General features: G+C 62.6%; 15 protein-coding genes. 8 read left to right on the plus strand and 7 right to left on the minus strand.

Features of this window, described 5'->3' with window-relative positions:
• Nucleotides 1-4: 4 nt before the first annotated feature.
• From ade to J2Y48_RS14630, 7 genes are all read right to left on the minus strand, one after another.
• Complete coding sequence (gene ade, locus J2Y48_RS14600) at nt 5-1,699, minus strand: adenine deaminase (protein ID WP_310419286.1); 1,695 nt, start codon at nt 1,697-1,699, stop codon at nt 5-7.
• Between the two features lie 291 nt (nt 1,700-1,990).
• Nucleotides 1,991-3,316 carry an aspartate aminotransferase family protein gene (locus J2Y48_RS14605; protein ID WP_310419289.1) on the minus strand — a complete coding sequence of 442 codons (1,326 nt, stop codon included), beginning with the start codon at nt 3,314-3,316 and terminating at the stop codon, nt 1,991-1,993.
• Nucleotides 3,317-3,508: 192 nt separating this feature from the next.
• Nucleotides 3,509-3,844, minus strand: coding sequence for a metalloregulator ArsR/SmtB family transcription factor (locus tag J2Y48_RS14610; RefSeq protein ID WP_310419292.1), 336 nt, complete (start codon nt 3,842-3,844; stop codon nt 3,509-3,511).
• A 130-nt stretch (nt 3,845-3,974) separates the two neighbouring features.
• Nucleotides 3,975-4,748, minus strand: coding sequence for a HugZ family protein (locus tag J2Y48_RS14615; RefSeq protein WP_310419294.1), 774 nt, complete (start codon nt 4,746-4,748; stop codon nt 3,975-3,977).
• A gap of 104 nt (nt 4,749-4,852) precedes the next feature.
• Nucleotides 4,853-5,896 (minus strand): choline ABC transporter ATP-binding protein, encoded by a 1,044-nt coding sequence (gene choV / locus J2Y48_RS14620; protein ID WP_310419297.1) that lies wholly within the window; start codon nt 5,894-5,896, stop codon nt 4,853-4,855.
• Nucleotides 5,893-6,765, minus strand: coding sequence for a choline ABC transporter permease subunit (gene choW / locus J2Y48_RS14625; protein WP_310419299.1), 873 nt, complete (start codon nt 6,763-6,765; stop codon nt 5,893-5,895). The genes choV and choW overlap by 4 nt, the downstream gene beginning before the upstream one ends.
• Before the next feature lie 193 nt (nt 6,766-6,958).
• Nucleotides 6,959-7,891, minus strand: a complete 933-nt coding sequence (locus J2Y48_RS14630; protein WP_310419816.1) for a choline ABC transporter substrate-binding protein — start codon at nt 7,889-7,891, stop codon at nt 6,959-6,961.
• Nucleotides 7,892-8,148: 257 nt separating this feature from the next.
• Here J2Y48_RS14630 and J2Y48_RS14635 point away from each other — a divergent pair, with 257 nt between their 5' ends.
• The 8 genes from J2Y48_RS14635 to J2Y48_RS14670 all read left to right on the plus strand — a co-directional run bounded on the left by J2Y48_RS14635 (nt 8,149) and on the right by J2Y48_RS14670 (nt 16,780).
• On the plus strand, nt 8,149-8,736 hold the full coding sequence (locus tag J2Y48_RS14635) for a thymidine kinase (RefSeq protein ID WP_310419302.1): 588 nt from the start codon (nt 8,149-8,151) through the stop codon (nt 8,734-8,736).
• A gap of 153 nt (nt 8,737-8,889) precedes the next feature.
• Nucleotides 8,890-9,297 carry a cytochrome c family protein gene (locus J2Y48_RS14640; RefSeq protein WP_310419305.1) on the plus strand — a complete coding sequence of 136 codons (408 nt, stop codon included), beginning with the start codon at nt 8,890-8,892 and terminating at the stop codon, nt 9,295-9,297.
• 174 nt (nt 9,298-9,471) lie between these two features.
• Nucleotides 9,472-10,560 carry a hypothetical protein gene (locus J2Y48_RS14645; RefSeq protein WP_310419307.1) on the plus strand — a complete coding sequence of 363 codons (1,089 nt, stop codon included), beginning with the start codon at nt 9,472-9,474 and terminating at the stop codon, nt 10,558-10,560.
• A gap of 150 nt (nt 10,561-10,710) precedes the next feature.
• Nucleotides 10,711-11,859 carry a hypothetical protein gene (locus J2Y48_RS14650; protein ID WP_310419310.1) on the plus strand — a complete coding sequence of 383 codons (1,149 nt, stop codon included), beginning with the start codon at nt 10,711-10,713 and terminating at the stop codon, nt 11,857-11,859.
• Nucleotides 11,860-11,862: 3 nt separating this feature from the next.
• The gene (locus tag J2Y48_RS14655) at nt 11,863-13,779 is read left to right on the plus strand and encodes an AAA family ATPase (RefSeq protein WP_310419313.1); all 1,917 of its coding nucleotides are present in this window, start codon (nt 11,863-11,865) and stop codon (nt 13,777-13,779) included.
• A gap of 178 nt (nt 13,780-13,957) precedes the next feature.
• Nucleotides 13,958-14,362, plus strand: coding sequence for an endonuclease domain-containing protein (locus J2Y48_RS14660; protein WP_310419316.1), 405 nt, complete (start codon nt 13,958-13,960; stop codon nt 14,360-14,362).
• A complete protein-coding gene (locus J2Y48_RS14665; RefSeq protein ID WP_310419319.1) occupies nt 14,359-15,660 on the plus strand; it encodes a DUF6638 family protein in 1,302 nt (433 codons plus the stop codon). Before J2Y48_RS14660 ends, J2Y48_RS14665 begins: the two co-directional genes overlap by 4 nt.
• Nucleotides 15,653-16,780, plus strand: a complete 1,128-nt coding sequence (locus J2Y48_RS14670; RefSeq protein ID WP_310419322.1) for a DUF2333 family protein — start codon at nt 15,653-15,655, stop codon at nt 16,778-16,780. Before J2Y48_RS14665 ends, J2Y48_RS14670 begins: the two co-directional genes overlap by 8 nt.
• The last annotated feature ends 61 nt before the right edge of the window (nt 16,781-16,841 follow it).

The raw sequence follows: 16,841 nt of genomic DNA on the forward strand, positions 1-16,841 counted from the left end.
GCTCTCACCCCATCAGCGCGAACCGGTCCACGTCCACCATGCCGCGATCCGATATTTTCAGATGCGGAATGACCGGCAGCGGCAGGAAGGCGAGTTGGAGGAAGGGTTCTTCCAGCGTGGCGCCCAGCGCGACGGCGGCCTGTCGCAGGTGGTGCAGCGTGTCGCGCACCGCCTCGTAGGGCTCGAGACTCATCAGACCTGCGACCGGCAGCGCGATCTCGCCGGTGACCTTGCCACCCTCGACGACGACGAAGCCGCCCTGGATCTCGCCGAGGCGGTTTGCGGCCAGCGCCATGTCGTCCTCATCGACGCCGACCACGCAGATGTTGTGGCTGTCGTGGCCGACGGTGGAGGCGATCGCCCCCTTCTTGAGCCCGAAACCCTGAACGAAACCGTTGGCGTGGTTGCCGTTCTTGCCGTGCCGCTCGATCACGGCGACCTTGATGACGTCGCGGCCGAGGTCCACCACCGTCTCGTTGCCCTTCGCCGGCAGCCGGTAGCGCCGATGCTCAGTGATGATCTTGCCGGGCATCACGCCGATCACCGGCGTTTCGCCCTCGCTGACGGGGACGGCGAAGTGCGCGGCTTTCACGGGGCGCGCCTTGACGCTGTCGAGGCCGACCGGTGCGATGGGCCTGCGGCTTGCAAAGAGCGCGTCCGTGACCCGGCGTCCGCCGGCAAGTACCATTTCTGCGCGGCAGTCCTCCAGCGTGTCGATCACGACGAGATCGGCGCGCCAGCCCGGCGCCACCAGCCCGCGATCCCGCAGGCCAAAAGCCTTGGCGGCAGAGATCGAGGCGGCGCGATAGACGGCGAGCGGTGCCCGGCCATGGGCGATCGCGGTGCGGATCATGTGGTCGAGATGGCCCTGCTCGGCGATGTCGAGCGGATTGCGGTCGTCGGTGCAAAGCGCGATGAACGGCGACAACCGCTCGGTGAAAAGCGGCGACAGCGCGAGCAGATCCTTCGACACCGAGCCCTCGCGGATCAGGATGTGCATGCCCTTGCGGATCTTTTCCAGGGCTTCGTCGGCGCTCGTGCATTCGTGGTCAGTGCGGATGCCGGTGGCGAGATAGCCGTTGAGGTCGCGACCGGACAAAAGCGGCGCATGACCGTCGATATGCCCACCCTGGAAGGCCTCCAACTTGGCCATGCAGACGGGATCCTTGTGGATCACGCCGGGAAAATTCATGAACTCGGCAAGCCCGATAACCTTCGGATGGTCGCGGAATGGCAGGAGTTTTTCGACGGGCAAGTCGGCGCCGGAGGTCTCCAGATGCGTCGCCGGCACGCAGCTCGAAAGCTGTACGCGCACGTCCATGATCGTCTGCTCGGCGGAATCGAGGAAGAACTGGATGCCTTCGGCACCCAGCACGTTGGCGATTTCGTGCGGATCGCAGATCGCCGTCGTCACGCCGAGCGGCAGCACGCAGCGGTCGAACTCGTGCGGGGTGACGAGCGAAGACTCGATGTGCAGGTGCGTGTCGATGAAGCCGGGCACGACGATGCGCCCGGAAATATCGATCTCCTCGTGCCCCTCGTAGCCCTCGCAGGTGCCAACGATGCGCTCGCCGCAGATGGCGATGTCGGAGGCCACGAGTTCGCCGGTGACGAGATCGAAGAACCGTCCGCCCTTCAGGACGATGTCAGCAGGTTCGCGGCCGGTGCCCTGGTCGATGAGGCGTTCGAGATCTTGCATGGCGGGCTCCGATTCTGTGCTGAAGCCCCAACTTTAGCGGTGCGGTGACGCAAGGGGAAGGAAATGGGATGATGGCGAATGAAAGAGCGCGGTTTTCGCAAGCGCGACGCTTTCTACGAGCGGTACCCAACGACTCCGTCATGCCGGATCGAGGGGTGATGGAAGGAAAGCTATTCGCGACGATAGTAATTTGTCCAGTGAGGCGACCCGCGGCCGCCTCTTTGGTTCTCGTTGTCGGGTTTGGCTGCCCCGCAGGTCGCCACCGGAGCTTTCCCGCCTGCAGGCACTGCCTCAGATATTGTCCTTCAGCACGTCCCTGAGCTTGCCGAACAACTCGTCAATTTCGTGCTTTTCGATGATCAGCGGTGGCGACAGCGCGATAATGTCGCCGGTGGTGCGGATCAGCAGGCCCTTCTCGTAGGCCTTCAAGAAAGCGGAGAAGGCGCGCTTGGTCGGCTCACCGGCGATTGGCGCAAGTTCCACCGCACCGATCAGGCCGACGTTTCGAACGTCGATGACGTTCGGGCAGTCCTTCAGCGAGTGTAGCCCATCCTCCCAGTACGAGGCGAGTTCGGCGGCGCGTGTGAGCAGGCCCTCTTCCCTGTAGGTGTCGAGCGTGCCGAGGGCGGCGGCGCAGGCAATCGGGTTGCCGGAATAGGTGTAGCCGTGGAAGAACTCGATGAGGTGTTCCGGGCCGGTCATGAAGGCGTCGTGGATCTCGGAGGTCACGAAGACGGCGCCCATCGGGATCACACCATTGGTCAGGCCCTTGGCGGTGGTGATGATGTCCGGCTTGACGTCGAAATACTGGGCGGCAAACGGTGCGCCAAGGCGGCCGAAGCCGGTGATCACTTCGTCGAAGATGAGCAGGATGCCGTGCTGCGTGCAGATCTCGCGCAGCTTCTGCAGGTAGCCCTTCGGCGGGATCAGCACGCCGGTGGAGCCGGCGACCGGCTCGACGATGACGGCGGCGATGGTCGAGGCGTCGTGCAGGGTGATGATGCGCTGCAGTTCCGAGGCGATGTCGCCGCCATGCTCGGGCTCGCCGCGGGTGAATGCGTTCTTCTCCGGCATGTGGGTGTGCGGCATGTGGTCGACGCCGGTCAGAAGCGTGCCGAACATCTTGCGGTTGGCGACGATGCCGCCGACGGAGATGCCGCCGAAGTTGACGCCGTGATAGCCGCGCTCACGGCCGATCAGGCGGAAGCGCGAGCCATTGCCCTTGATGCGGTGGTAGGCGAGCGCAACCTTCAGCGCGGTATCGACCGACTCGGAACCGGAATTGGTGTAGAGCACGTGGCTCATGCCTTCCGGCGCGATGTCGATCAGCCGGTTGGCGAGCTCGAAGGCCTTGGGGTGGCCAAGCTGGAAAGCGGGTGCATAGTCCAGTTCGCCGGCCTGCTCGCGGATTGCCTCGGTGATCTTCGGCCGGCAGTGGCCGGCGTTGACGCACCACAGCCCCGCCGTTCCGTCCAGCACCTGCCGCCCATCATGGGTCTGGTAGTACATGTCCTTGGCACTGACGAAAAGCCGCGGCTCCTTCTTGAACTGCCGGTTCGCGGTGAACGGCATCCAGAAGGCGCGCAGGTCGTTAGGAGTATTGAGGCGGTTGGACATGTCGGTCTCCGTGGCCTTGGGTTGTGGACCTTGGGTTGCGAACGGGGCCATTCCCGGTGCGAGGCATTTTTTTACCTGCTGGTCAAAGTATCGAAGCAACCGGCACCGTCAAGCCGCCCAACACGCGTCGGACAAAAGAAGAAGGCGCCCGGCGGAGGTCTCCGTCGGGCGCCTCGAAAGGGCCGAGCTCATTCAGGCGTAACGTCGTTGCCTGCTCTCTTGCGGTTGAGCGTCGCCGTAAATGGTGTCGATCGCGTCCAAGATCGTCAGGACGGCATCCGACTTGCTGGAATAATAGATCGTCTGCGCGTCACGCCGGGTCGAAACGAGGTTCTGCGCCCGGAGTTTTGACAGATGCTGCGACAGCGCCGACTGGCTGAGGCCCACCCTCTGGGCCAGTGCGCCGACTGCGATTTCGCCACGGACCAGCACTTTCAGGATGAGCAGCCGTTTCGGGTTGGCCATTGCGGAAAGAAAGTTCGTTGCCACTTCGGCCTCGGCCTGCTCGTCTTCAGTAAAAGGGTCCATTCATCACTCCGTCGGCGCAATCACTTCAAATATGTGCGGTTCCGTACTGTATGACTGTTAGCATATAAACAAAATTGCACACATCAAGTGGTCAGAAATGGGGGTAGGTCGTCGAATTACGCGCGATGCATCAGGTTTCCGCCGATCTGGCCCGTACCAAAAGGTCGGCGAGCACAGTGCGAAGATCCCTCGCATCTGAAAGTTCTGTTGCAAATTCAAGCCTTTCGAGCCGGTCCCCCGATGAAAGATCGATGCCGGCGGCATCAATGCCGGATATGGACCAGTTTCCGTCCCTCGCTCCACAGTAGAAGCGCGCGTAGAGGCCGGCGGCCTCGGCGTGGTCGGTGTTCATGTGCTCGATGGCGCCCGCCTCGTGCTGTGCCAGCGCTTCGCGGACGGGAGAGCGAATCAGCAAATCGTCCGCCGTCAGCACGTAGGCCTTGCCGAAGCCTCCGTTCAGGTTGGCGCGAAGCGGTACGAGTTTGAAAAAGGTGAAGTCGGGAAAATCGACGTAAAGCTTGGCCTTGGGATGGCGGCGGACGAAGCGGTCGCGCAGCCGTGCATGCTGGTCGCTGCCGCGATCGACTTCGCTGGCCTGCGTGATGACGGTCAGTCGCGGATGGGCGAGGGGATCGCCCTTTCCCGGCTCACCGGCAAGCAGCGATGCGCGCGGATCGCGGCGCAGCGCCTGGGTGTGGACGGAAAGCGCCGAGACCAGGATGACCGGCGCGCCGTCGATGTCCAAACCGGTCAGAACCCGGCTGGAGTACGGAACGCCCGTGTCCGGCTCGAGGACGGCCAGAGCAGCGCTGCGCGACGCGCGCAGCAACACCCGGGCGAGCCTGCGGGCATCGTCGTCCGTATCACGCAATACCTTCGGTGCGTCCTTCGGTTCTCCCGTCATGGCAATTCCTCGAATGACTGTCGTTTCCATCTGGAAACGGCGAACGGCCTCGAAAGTCAAGCCGTTCTTCGAGGCGGGGGCCTCACAGATGGGCGGCGCTCAGGTCACTCGCGACGGCGGTGCCGGGTCAGGCTTTCCACCACATTCTGGGCGTTGATCATGCCGACGACCGCACCATTCTCGACCACGCCGATATTCCCGGGCTGCCGCGCCATGGCGTCGAGAACGTCAACCAGCGGGGTGCCGGGTGCGGCCGTGGCGGTCACACCGATGGCCGGTCCGCTCAGCCCCTCCTGCATAACATCGCGGGCTGTCAGCATGTTGATCGGGTTCATGTTCTGCACGAAATCCGCCACATACTGATTCGCCGGTTTCTTCACAATGTCCTGTGGCGTGCCGCACTGGATGATACGGCCGCCCTCCATGATGGCGATGCGGTTGCCGATGCGGAAGGCCTCGTCGAGATCGTGGCTGACGAAGATGATCGTCTTCTTCAGCCGTCGCTGGAACTCGAGCAGTTCGTCCTGCAGGCGCGTGCGGATCAGGGGATCCAGCGCGGAAAACGGTTCGTCCATCAAGAGGATCGGTGCGCCGGTGGCAAAGGCGCGCGCCAGCCCGACGCGCTGTTGCATGCCACCGGATAGCTCGTTGACCTTGCGGCCCGCCCATTGGGTCAGGTTGACGAGATGCAGCTGTTCCTCGACGCGGGCCTTGCGCTCGGCATCCGGCATGCCGGCCAGTTCGAGCCCGAAGCCCACATTCTCGGCCACCGTGCGCCACGGCAGCAACGCGAACTGCTGGAACACCATGGACACCGTGTGCATGCGAAAGGCGCGCAGCGACTTCGGCGAGCAGTCGTAGGGATTGAGCGCGCTGCCCGAGGTCTTGACCTGCACCTCGCCGCGAACGACCGGGGCCAGTCCGTTGACGGCGCGCAAGAGCGTCGACTTGCCCGAGCCGGACAGTCCCATCAACACCAGGATCTCGCCCTCGTTGATCGTGAGCGAGGCGCCGGCGACACCGACCACGAGGCCGGTCTCCTTGCCAATCTCGTCGCGGCTCTTGCCCGCATCGACCATGGCGATGGCGCGCTCCGGCTTCTCCCCGAAGACAATGTCCACATTGCGGAAAACGACAGCCTCGCTCATTTGCCTTCTCCTTCATCGGAGGTGCGGAAAAGGCGGTCGAGGATGATGGCGAGGATGACGATGCACAACCCTGCCTCGAAGCCCATCGAGATGTTTACGGAGTTCAGGGCGCGAACGACCGGCACGCCGAGCCCCCTGGCGCCGACGAGCGCGGCAATGACCACCATCGACAGCGACAGCATGATCGTCTGTGTCAGGCCGGCCATGATCTGCGGCGTGGCAAAGGGGAGTTCGACCTTGCGAAGGACCTGTCTCGGTGTGGCGCCGAAGGCCTGCGCCGCCTCGACCAAGGAGGGCGGTGTCGAGATAATGCCGAGCCGCGTCAGGCGGATCGGCGCGGGAATGGCAAAGATCACCGTCGCGATCAGGCCCGGAACCATGCCGAGGCCAAACAGGATAAGGGCGGGGATCAGGTACACGAAGGTCGGGATCGTCTGCATCAGATCGAGCACCGGACGCAACAGCGTATAGAACCAGGGCCGGCGAGCGGCAGCGATGCCGAGCGGGACGCCGACACACATGCTGACGCTGGTCGCCGCCAGGACGAGTGCGAGCGTCTCGGTGGTTTCCTTCCAGTAGCCCTGGTTGACGATCAGAAGCAGGCCAAGGAAGGTGAACAGCGCCACGCCGAAAGACCGGCGGAGATACCAGCAGAGCGCGGTGATCAGCGTGATCAGCGCCAGCGCATAGGTGAATTTGCCCGCGTCGCTCGTAAACGGCCCCTGCAACAGATAAAGGATGGCGTCGATGCCGCTCTGCAGCACCACCTTCAACATGTCGAAGAGGCCCTTGCCGTTGGTGGTCAACCAGTTGACCGCCGTCTTCGCCCACGGGCCGATGGGCAGTTTGATGTTTGTCAGCCAGTCCACGGGATCACACCACCTTCCAAGGGTGTTGACATCTTTGCCGTGCGCCGATGCGCTTCGCCGGGCGGTCGCCAGAAATGGCGCGGCAGATAGATGCTCATAAGGCTATCGAGCGACAGCATGCCTTCCTGATGCACGCTGAAATGTCGGAATCGGACGGGGCGGAAGGTTATCCTGCCGCCCCTGATCCGAGCGGTCAGAGGCCCAGCGACGCCTTGACGGCCGCAAGACCATCGCTGCCGTCCTTTGCCGTCACGCCAGCCAGCCATGGTTCGATCACCGACGGATTGGCCTTGAGCCATTCGGTCGCGGCGGTATCGGGCGCCTGTCCGTCGTTGAGGATCTTGCCCATGATCTCGTTTTCCATCTGCAGCGAGAACGTGAGGTTCTTCAGAAATTGCCCGACGTTCGGGCATTCGGTCGTGTAGCCCTTGCGAACGTTGGTGAGAACCGTGGCGCCGCCATAGTTGGGGCCGAAGACGTCGTCGCCGCCGGCGAGATAGGTGAGCTTGAAATTGGCGTTCATCGGATGCGGTTCCCAACCGAGGAAGACGATCGGCTTGCCGTCTTGCTCGGCGCGGGCGACCTCGGCAAGCATGCCCTGCTCGGAGGACTCGACAACCTCGAAGCCCTTCAGGTCGAAGCTGCCCTTGTCGACCATGTCGATGATCAGGCGGTTGCCGTCATTGCCCGGCTCGATGCCATAGATCTTGCCCTCGAGCGCGTCCTTGTGGGCAGCGATGTCCTTGAAGTCCTTGATGCCGAGTTCGGCGCCCTTGGCGTTGGTGGCCAGCGTATACTTCGCGCCTTCGAGGTTCTCGCGCACCGTCTCGACCGTACCGGCGTCGCGGAACGACTTGATATCGTTTTCCATGGTCGGCATCCAGTTGCCGAGGAAGACGTCGATGTCGTTGTTTGCCAGCGAGGCATAGGTCACCGGAACCGACAGTACGGTCGTTTCGGTCTCGTAGCCGAGGCCCTTTAGAACTGCAGATGTGGTGGCGGTGGTCGCGGTGATGTCCGTCCAGCCCACGTCGGAGAAGCGGACCTTGCCGCAGCTTTCGGGTTCTGCCGCCATCGCGCCGGACAGGCCGAGGGCAAAGAGCGAGACGGCCGCGAGGGCGGACATCCTAAAAGTTGAGTTCGATTTCATGTTTCCTGCTCCCCATATCTTTGTTCTGATGTTCAAGCCAAGCATCAAAAACGTCATTGTTCAAGCACTTTACGATGTTTGAATCGGTGCCAGGGGCCTAGATTATTTCACGCCGGTTCGCAATCGCGCGCAAGAATGTCGCTGTGAACGGCGCGTGTGGAATTCTGTGATTTTTGTCAGGTGGCCACTGGAAATCCGGTCTCGTCCGGGCCAGAACGAGGCTGGAGACCATCATGGCCAAGCTATACTTCCATTATGCGACAATGAACGCCGGAAAGTCGACGATGCTGCTGCAGGCGTCGTACAACTATCAGGAGCGTGGCATGCGAACGGCGATTTTCATCGCCGCCCTGGATGACCGCGCCGGCAAGGGGCGCATATCGTCACGCATCGGCCTGAAGTCGGATGCCATCGCCTTCGATGGCGACGACGATCTCTATGCCATGGTCGAGGGCCTGAGCGGCGACGGCACGGGCGCGGTCGCCTGCGTGTTTGTGGACGAGGCCCAGTTCCTGACCGAGGACCAGGTGTGGCAGCTTGCCCGTATCGCCGATCGTCTCGGCATCCCCGTCATGGCTTACGGTCTTCGCACGGATTTTCAGGGAAGGCTCTTTCCCGGCTCCTACACACTGCTTGCGCTCGCCGACGAACTGCGCGAGGTGCGCACCATCTGTCACTGCGGGCGCAAGGCGACGATGGTGGTACGCCTCGATGGCAAGGGCCAGCCAGTCAAGCAGGGCGCGCAGGTCGAGGTGGGCGGGAACGAGAAATACGTGTCCTACTGCCGGCGACACTGGGAAGACACGATGCGCGGCGATTAATGTGCCGCGCAATCTTTTTGATACTTGAAATTGTTAGGTTATTTTCTGTATTCCATCGCATAATGGGCTGTCATTTTTCGGGGGTATACTTAGCTTACCCCGACTACACGACGCCTTGCCGCATGGCCTGCTGTCCAGATCGCGGTTTAATTGGTGATATTTGAACCGAAAGGAAACAACGTGAAAATCACTTTAGCTTCCACCGCTATCCTCCTCCTCGCGACTGCATCCGCTGCGCAAGCGGACGGGGACGCAACAGCCGGCAAAACGGTTTTCAAGAAGTGTGTTGCCTGTCACACCATCGATCCGGCCAACCGGGTCGGCCCGTCCCTGGGCGGTGTGGTCGGTCGGTCGGTGGCTTCGGTGGACGGGTTCAAATACTCCAAGGCCATGCAGGAGTTTGGCAAGGACAAGGTCTGGGACGAAGCGGCCCTTTCCGAATTTCTCGCCGCGCCGCGGACGACGGTGAAGGGAACCTCGATGGTGTTCGTCGGTCTGAAGAAGCCGCAGGATATCGAAGACCTTCTGGCCTTCCTCAAGGATCCCGCGGCGGCGAATTAACCGTCTCGTATCGGGCCAGGCGCCGCCGGCGACGACACCTGCCCGCAACGGAAAAATACATGGCTACCGGGGCTTGCACGCTCCGTCGGGCTTCCCACATCATGTCTGCCCGCGACCACCAGCCGGTCGCGCGGCGAATGGCGACATTTGTTTGCCACGAAAAGGGGAGCAGGCATGGCCACACTGCAGAATTTCGACGCCGAGATCGCAACGACCCGCGCGGTCGTTGACCAAGTGCGCGGCAAGATGGAGCAGACCAGCGTCGCGCTGGACCAGTTCGCCAAGGCAGATACCAAGCTCGGCGATGTCAATTTCGACATCGAGAACGCCCGCATCCAGGACGTGCTCGCCCAGCAGAAGGTGATGGAAGCCAACATCGCCGACCTGATCATCGGGCTCGAGGACGCCACCAATGTCTTCGGCGCCGAGTTCGAGAGCATGAAGAGCTATACGGGCTACGAGAAGTTCATCGGCATCTTCTCCAAGCAGAAGATGCAGCGCATGCGCACTGACCGGGTGCGTAACATGTCGCTTGCCGGCAACCTGCAGGAACTGCTCGCCAAGTCCGACACGATCGTCGGCATCCTCAAGGAGCAGAAATCCATTCTCGACAGCCGCTACAAGACCTCCGAGGCGAGCCTTGTCCAGGTGATAGAGCGGCGCAAGCAGACGATGGCGAACCTGGAGACGACGCAGAAACGGATCGAGGAACTGAATCCGCAATTGCTGGACGTCGAAAACCGCATCGCCGCCTCAACCGATCAAAAGACGCGCGCGCAACTGGAGGGCGAGCGCTCGAAGCTCGCCACCGAATACAACGAGAAGCAGGCGAAGGAGCAGGAACTGTTGGCCGAAAGCCAGACGCTCGAGCGCTATACCTCGATGTTCCAGACCTTCGTGGATTCGCTCAACAACCAGATCGCCGCGCAGAACACGCTGATCAACAAGCTGACCATCGATACCGAACAGCGCATCGTGCTCTACAAGGCATTGGAGGATTCGTTGAAGACGGCGGCCCAGCAGGACGTCGCCCACCGGATCAACACGCTCGGCAGCAAGGTCGATACGGCGGCGGAGGAAACCATGGCCGGGATCGGTGCTGCGGCCCAGAAACACATCGGCGATCTTCTCGAGATGCACGAGAAGAACATGCTCGCCACCCAGGACATCCAGCGCCGCAAGAAGCTCGCCGACGATGCCTTCGCAAGGCGCTTCCAGGAGGTCATGGATAAGCACAATGCATCGAATTACGTGAAGGCGTGACGGTGCCGCCGTGACCCGCTCGTTCGGCAGAGTTTTGCCCCTCACCCAGGCCCTCTCCTCGCAGGCGGGGAGAGGGGACCGACGCGTTGCGGTTCGTCCCGTCTCCGTGTTCACGGGAAGACTGTGCCCGCGGGCGGACGAGGGGTGTCCATGAAAGCCGCCGCCGACAGCGCCGTCGAGCAGTACTTCGCCTCGATCCGCGCAGCGCTCGGCGGGCTGGAGATATTTCTCGCTGACCGCAATTCGCCGCTCTACCAGCATGGCGTGATCGGCGAAGCGATCATGCCCTACCTCGAACGCCTCAAGGCCTCCTTCGCCTGTTGGGAAAACCGGATCGGCTTCGTCGACCAGTTCCGCATCTCACGCGCCGAGAGCGGCTTTCCGGTCTACCAGAACGTCCTGGAGCTCGAGAACGACCGCAGAAACGCCGACAGGCGCCTGTCCGAGATCCCCAACGCGGATGTGCTGCGCGGGGAAATGGCTGATTTCATCCTGCGCAACAAGGCGTTTCCGACCGAACTGCAGGCGCGGATGGCCGAGCGCATGTACCTGCAGCAGATCGGCAAGGGCGAGATTTTTTCGCCCTTCATCCTGCCGGAGACGGTCCGTGTCGCCGTCAATCCGAAGACGATGCGGCCCTACTACGTCGTCACCTGGGCCGCCTTTGATGGAGCGAGCACGCTGCCGATGGTCTACATGGCGACGGTGGAGGACTCGTCGGAGAAGATTGTCGAGATGCTGGTCACGCCTGACGGCAAGCTCAATCCGGATGTCCGCATCGACCTGCCGGTCGGCGGTCTCCTCAATCCCGAACTGGCCAGCCGCTTCGATGATTTCGCGCTGAAGAACAGCGCCTATTCGCTGTCGCCGGTGACCATCGCGACCAATCTCGACCGGGATTTCGAGATGCTGCATCCCAAGCAGCTTCGCCGCTTCGTGCTCGGCCCCTTCTATTCCGCCGACATCACCGAGAACAACGACAAGGTGCGTGAGATCCTGTCCAAGGTCCGCAAGGTCGAGAACGCCTGGATCCTGACCTGGACGATCCAGGAGGTGTTCTCACAGGCCGAGCGCCCGGCCAGCCGGGGCTTCTGGAGCTCAACGCCGGCGCAGGAGGAATTCTACATCGACACCAACAACCTCGAGGCCACACGCATGGGCGTCAGCGCGTACGAGAAGCACGCACTCGTTCCGCACGACGCCTATCAGGCGCTCTATGCCGCCGGCGAGGCGGAGGCGATCTTCGGCGACTACAAGGTGCATGTGATATCCGCAAACCAGGTGATCAGCGAGGTTTGATGCATGAGCCTGAACACCGGCCTGACGATGATCCCCGAAAGCGACATTGCAAAGCACCAGGCGGTGGCGCAGGGCATGGTGACGCGGCTCGTCATCCTAGAGGCCGACGGCGGGCCGAGCGGCACTGCGCTTGCGGGCACCGGCCGGCGATACGTCTCCACCGTTTCGACCGGTGGCGTGCGGCGTACGCGCGAGGTGGAGCTGGCCAAGTCCATTGCCTCGGTCAGGCCGAACGATCCGATGCTGTCGCCGGCGCAGCACCAGCTTCTCTACCGCTGCCATAGGGGTGTCGAGATCGCGCTCGCCGTCGCCGACGTCTTCGCACGGCAAACGGACCTGGAACAGTTGCAGGCGCGGAACGCGACGGCGCCACTTGCCGGCGAGGAGGCGACCCGCTTCAAGGCGCTGCTTTCGGCCGCGGCCTACGTCGCCGCCTTCACTTTCGCCGCCTATCTCGGTGCGACCCTGCCGGGCGAGGGGGAGCCAGCGGAGGATACCGACGAGCCGGACTACCTGTTCGAGACCGCACAGGATGCAGTGAAGAGCCTTGTTGCCGGGCTGGATCGGGCCATCGCCGGGGCCCCGGACGAGACCGCGCTGATCGCGCGTGCCCGGGCCTTTGCCCGCGTGGCGCTGGAAGGGCTGATCGGCCGCAAGGCGCGCTTCACGGGCCTTTCGACCTTCGAGAGCGCGCACATCCGCATCGAGCAGGACGATTTCACCATCAACGGCTTCGATGTGGCGCCGGGGCAGAAGCGCAAACCGCTCACGATGAGCTTCAAGAAGCCGACCGAGATCGTCGGCAACCACATCGCCAAGTACCAGGCGATGCGGCTCGCCAAGATGCTGATGGCCTACGATTTTGAGCGGCAGATGAACCCGTTCGTCGAGCTTGGCGGCTTCCTCTTCACCTTCATCGGCGACGGCATGCCGGGCACCGGCAAGACCATGCTGATCCAGATGCTCGCGGGCCTGCTGGACGAGTATTGCCGCATCGCCGGCTACCCGCTCCACTACGAGAATTTTGGCGTCGACCAGATCTCCTCCTACCAGGGCAAATCCGGCCAGAACTGCAAGGAATTCGTCAACAATGTCGTCAATCCGAAGGCGATCGGCTTCGGCACGATCGACGACGTCGACCAGGTCGCGGCCAGGCGCTCCGACGACCGCGCCTCGGCGGGCCAGCATGAGGTGACGGCGGTCTTGATGGAGAGCTTCGCCGGCGCCTCGACGGTGGTGCGCGGCAACTGCACCTTCGGGATGTTCTCCAACTATCCGGAAAACGTCGACGATGCGCTGCGTCAGCGCGCCGGTGCCCGCTGGCTGGTCGACGGTCCGCAGTCGCGCGATGACTATATCGACATCTTCGCGATCCTTGTCGGCAAGAACCACGCGATCCCGCTTGGCGAGCACGCGCTTCTGGCCGGCCAGGAGATCAAGCGCGCGGTCTCCACGTCCTACGGGCAGCATTCGTTGCCGCAGGAGGATGGTCTGCGCGCCGTCTGGGAGCGTTACGAGAAGACCCATGGCAAGCTTGGGACGCTCGCGGATGTCGGCTCCTACCTCCACATGATCAAGGAGGCCGAGCCGCGCTTTACCGGCCGGGCGATCAAGAACATCACCGATGCCGTCAAGATGCGGGCGATGGACGTGGACCTGCCGGACGAGTGGTTCGCCACCCCGGAGGCGTTCATGCACAAGTCCTATGACGACAAGAAACAGATGATCGAGGCGCTGCGCGGGCCGATCACGATCGAGATGGTGCTACAGGAGATCAACCGCTACGCCGACAGCGAGTTCCGCTACGCCGACAAGGCCGACGATGCTGCCGTTTCCGAGATCATCCGCCGCGAACGGCAACGGGAGCGGGCGATCAGGGAGATCGAGGCGATGAAGGCGGAGGGGCGGTGGGAGGGGTAGGGATGCGTCACACGCTTGGCCCTCCGACATGGCGTTTGCCCCTCATCCGCCTGCCGGCACCTTCTCCCCGCAGGCGGGGAGAAGGGCGAGTGCCGCGACGCTTCCAGTCCCCTCTCCCCGCTTGCGGGGAGAGGGCTAGGGTGAGGGGCGAGGAACGGTAGATACGGGTGAGGCGTAGATGAGGGGAGCCAATGCGAAGAGGACACAGCGGGCTAGGCAGCTTCGGCAGGCCGACAACGACGCCGAGGAGGCGCTTTGGTCTAAGCTGCGAGGACGAAGGTTGAACGGGCACAAATTCGTGCGACAGCTTCCGATCGGACCATATTTTGCAGACTTTGCCTGCCGCGACAACATGCTGGTAGTCGAGGTTGATGGAAGCCAGCATGCTGGCAGTGACTACGACGCGAAACGAAATGACTTCATGATGATGAATGGCTGGTCGGTCGCTCGTTTCTGGAATGTGGACGTGCTTCGAGAGCCCAATTCGGTTATCGAAACAATACTTGCCATTTGCGATGGTCGGGTAATTGAGAAGACCGTCTCGCCCGACTTCGTGTTTTTGCCTTCGTCGGTCACGCCATGAATCGCCTCCTCGAAACCGAGCTGATCTACGGGCGGCTGCTCGACATCTCCGAGCCGCATCTGGTCGAGCGCTACAACAGGGCACTCGAGGGATTCGGCCTGCAACGCACCAGGTTGACCGGCTTCAGCATCGACATGACCGGCTTTGCGCCGGAGATCGCGGACGAACTTGGCGACCGCGACTATCTCGATCCGAACCGGGTAAACCGCCGCTTCATCATCCTGACCCCGGATCAGGTCGAGCTGCCCGTCGTGCACACGAGCTTCTCCAATACCGCGGCCCTGATGCACGAGTTCTTCAGCGCCAACGCCCGCGCCATCAATGCGGTGACGATCCGCGATGCGCTCTATGGCGAGATCGAGGACAGCGTCTCGGTCGTCGATGACATCGACGACCTGCTATCGATCAACGAAGTGCGTTTTCGCGTGCTTTCGGCAGACGACCTGCTCGGCAAGGCGGCGGAACTGCGCACGCTCGTCGACCGGCTGCAGGCGGTCCCCAATGCCTGGGCCGACGACGCCATGCTGGAGCGCATGGTCGAGCTTGCCAAGCAGACGGGCGACATCCGCCAGAACGCGCTGGTGCCGGATCGGCTCGTTTTCCGCCATGAGGCCTTCTGGGCCAACCACTTCGGCGGCGTCTTCGTCTTTCTCGATGGCCGGCAGACGACGGTGATCTGTGATCCCTCCGTGCCCGGCTTCCGCCGTTCGCGGCCCTGGCAGGTGAGCTACATCGCGCTCGACGACCACCAGCGCACTTTCGAGTTCCTCGCTGCGACGAAACGACTGGAACTGCCGCGCGCCTCCTGGGTCGAGGCCTCGGGGCTGCTGCAGCATCGCGCCGAAATGGCGATTATCAACCTGATCAACCGTATCGATCCCCGCGCCGACCTGGCCAAGGCGGACCGCATCTGGCTCCAGACCTGGATGCATCGCAACGCCGCGCTGATCGCCGAGGACGGGGTCTATCCCTGCCTGCAGGAATCGATGCGCGTCATTGCGGCAACCGGCGAGATCCGGCTGAACGATGTGGCCCCGCGGGACCGGTTCCTGCTCGTGCGCGCCGCCCCCGGCCATCCCGACCGATGGCTGGTCAATCAGCTGATCTCGCAGATGACCCCGTTCGATTTCGTCTCCCGTTTTATCTTCGACAAGCAGGGCTTTTACAAAAGCTATGAGACGCTCAGCGAAAAGTTTAGGGAATATGTGGTTGAAACGCTGACGCGAACCTATTTGAAGGACAAGCCTGCCTTCCGGCAGAGGCTCTATGGTATTGGAGAGGACAAAGGCAATGCTTGACCCGATCGCCGCGTTTTTCCAGCGCGTCTTCGCCGCCATCGGGCGCGGCATAGGGCTTTTCGTGTCGTGGCTGGTCTGGCCTTTCATCGCAGCTGGCAACTGGTATCGGCAGCGCGGCTGGGTCATCAAGGGCCCGATCGCAATCGTCCTTCTTGGCCTTGTCGGGCTCTATGGCTATTTCATCTGGCAGACCCAGGCCTGGCACAATTTCAACGTCGACTACGTCAACGCCTACAACTATCCGGCCCGCAAGAACGATGCGGGCCTGCCGGTGAAGGTTGCGGTCGGCGAGGCGGCGCCTGCCAACAAGTGCGAGCGTTCCGCAATCGTCGACGTAACGGCCGACCTGATCGACTTCAACGTGAACCAGAATGCCTGGGTCTCGTCGATGATCCTCTATAAGCTTGGCCTTTTCGGCATGGATTGGGATGACACGCCCTGGCTCGACAACAAGGCCTCGTTCCAGCGCGGCATCAATCAGGCCGTCCGCCGCACGTCGGTGGAACTGGTCGATACGCTCGGGCGCGTACGTGGCACCTCCGGCGTCAACAACGATCTCCAGACCGCGCGCGGCAACATCCAGTTCGACGAGGAAACCTGGTACTTCGGCTTCAGCCCGTTCGGGCCGAAGACGCCGACGCCGAGCTTCTACCGCGCGGCGATGCGGGATCTGCACAAGTTCAACGACGCGCTCGAACAGTGCAACGCCACCTTCGACGCCCGTTCCGACAACCTCGTCCAGTTCCTCGACCGCATCGCCAACGACCTCGGCAATACGTCCGCGATCATCCGCGAGCGCTCCGAGTTCCACAATGGCGGCTGGTTCGACACGCGCGCCGATGACCGCTTCTGGTTCGCCTATGGCCAACTCTACGGCTACTACGGAATCCTGTCGGCCGCCGGCGCCGACTTCGATGCCGTCATCACCCAGCGCGGCCTGACGCAAATCTGGACGGAGACGGTCAAGCAGTTGCGCGCCGCCCTGAACATCCAGCCGCTGATCATCTCCAACGGCCGCGAAGACGGGTGGATCATGCCGACGCATCTGGCGACGATGGGCTTCTACATCCTGCGCGTCCGTTCCAACCTGGTCGAGATGCGGGACATCCTGACGCGGTGATTGCCAAGGGTGCGGGGCCCTGTCGGGCCGGCGCCTGCGGCACGGACATGGGGCTTGGCTG

The organism is Mycoplana sp. BE70, from assembly GCF_031455855.1.
Lineage (GTDB): Bacteria > Pseudomonadota > Alphaproteobacteria > Rhizobiales > Rhizobiaceae > Mycoplana.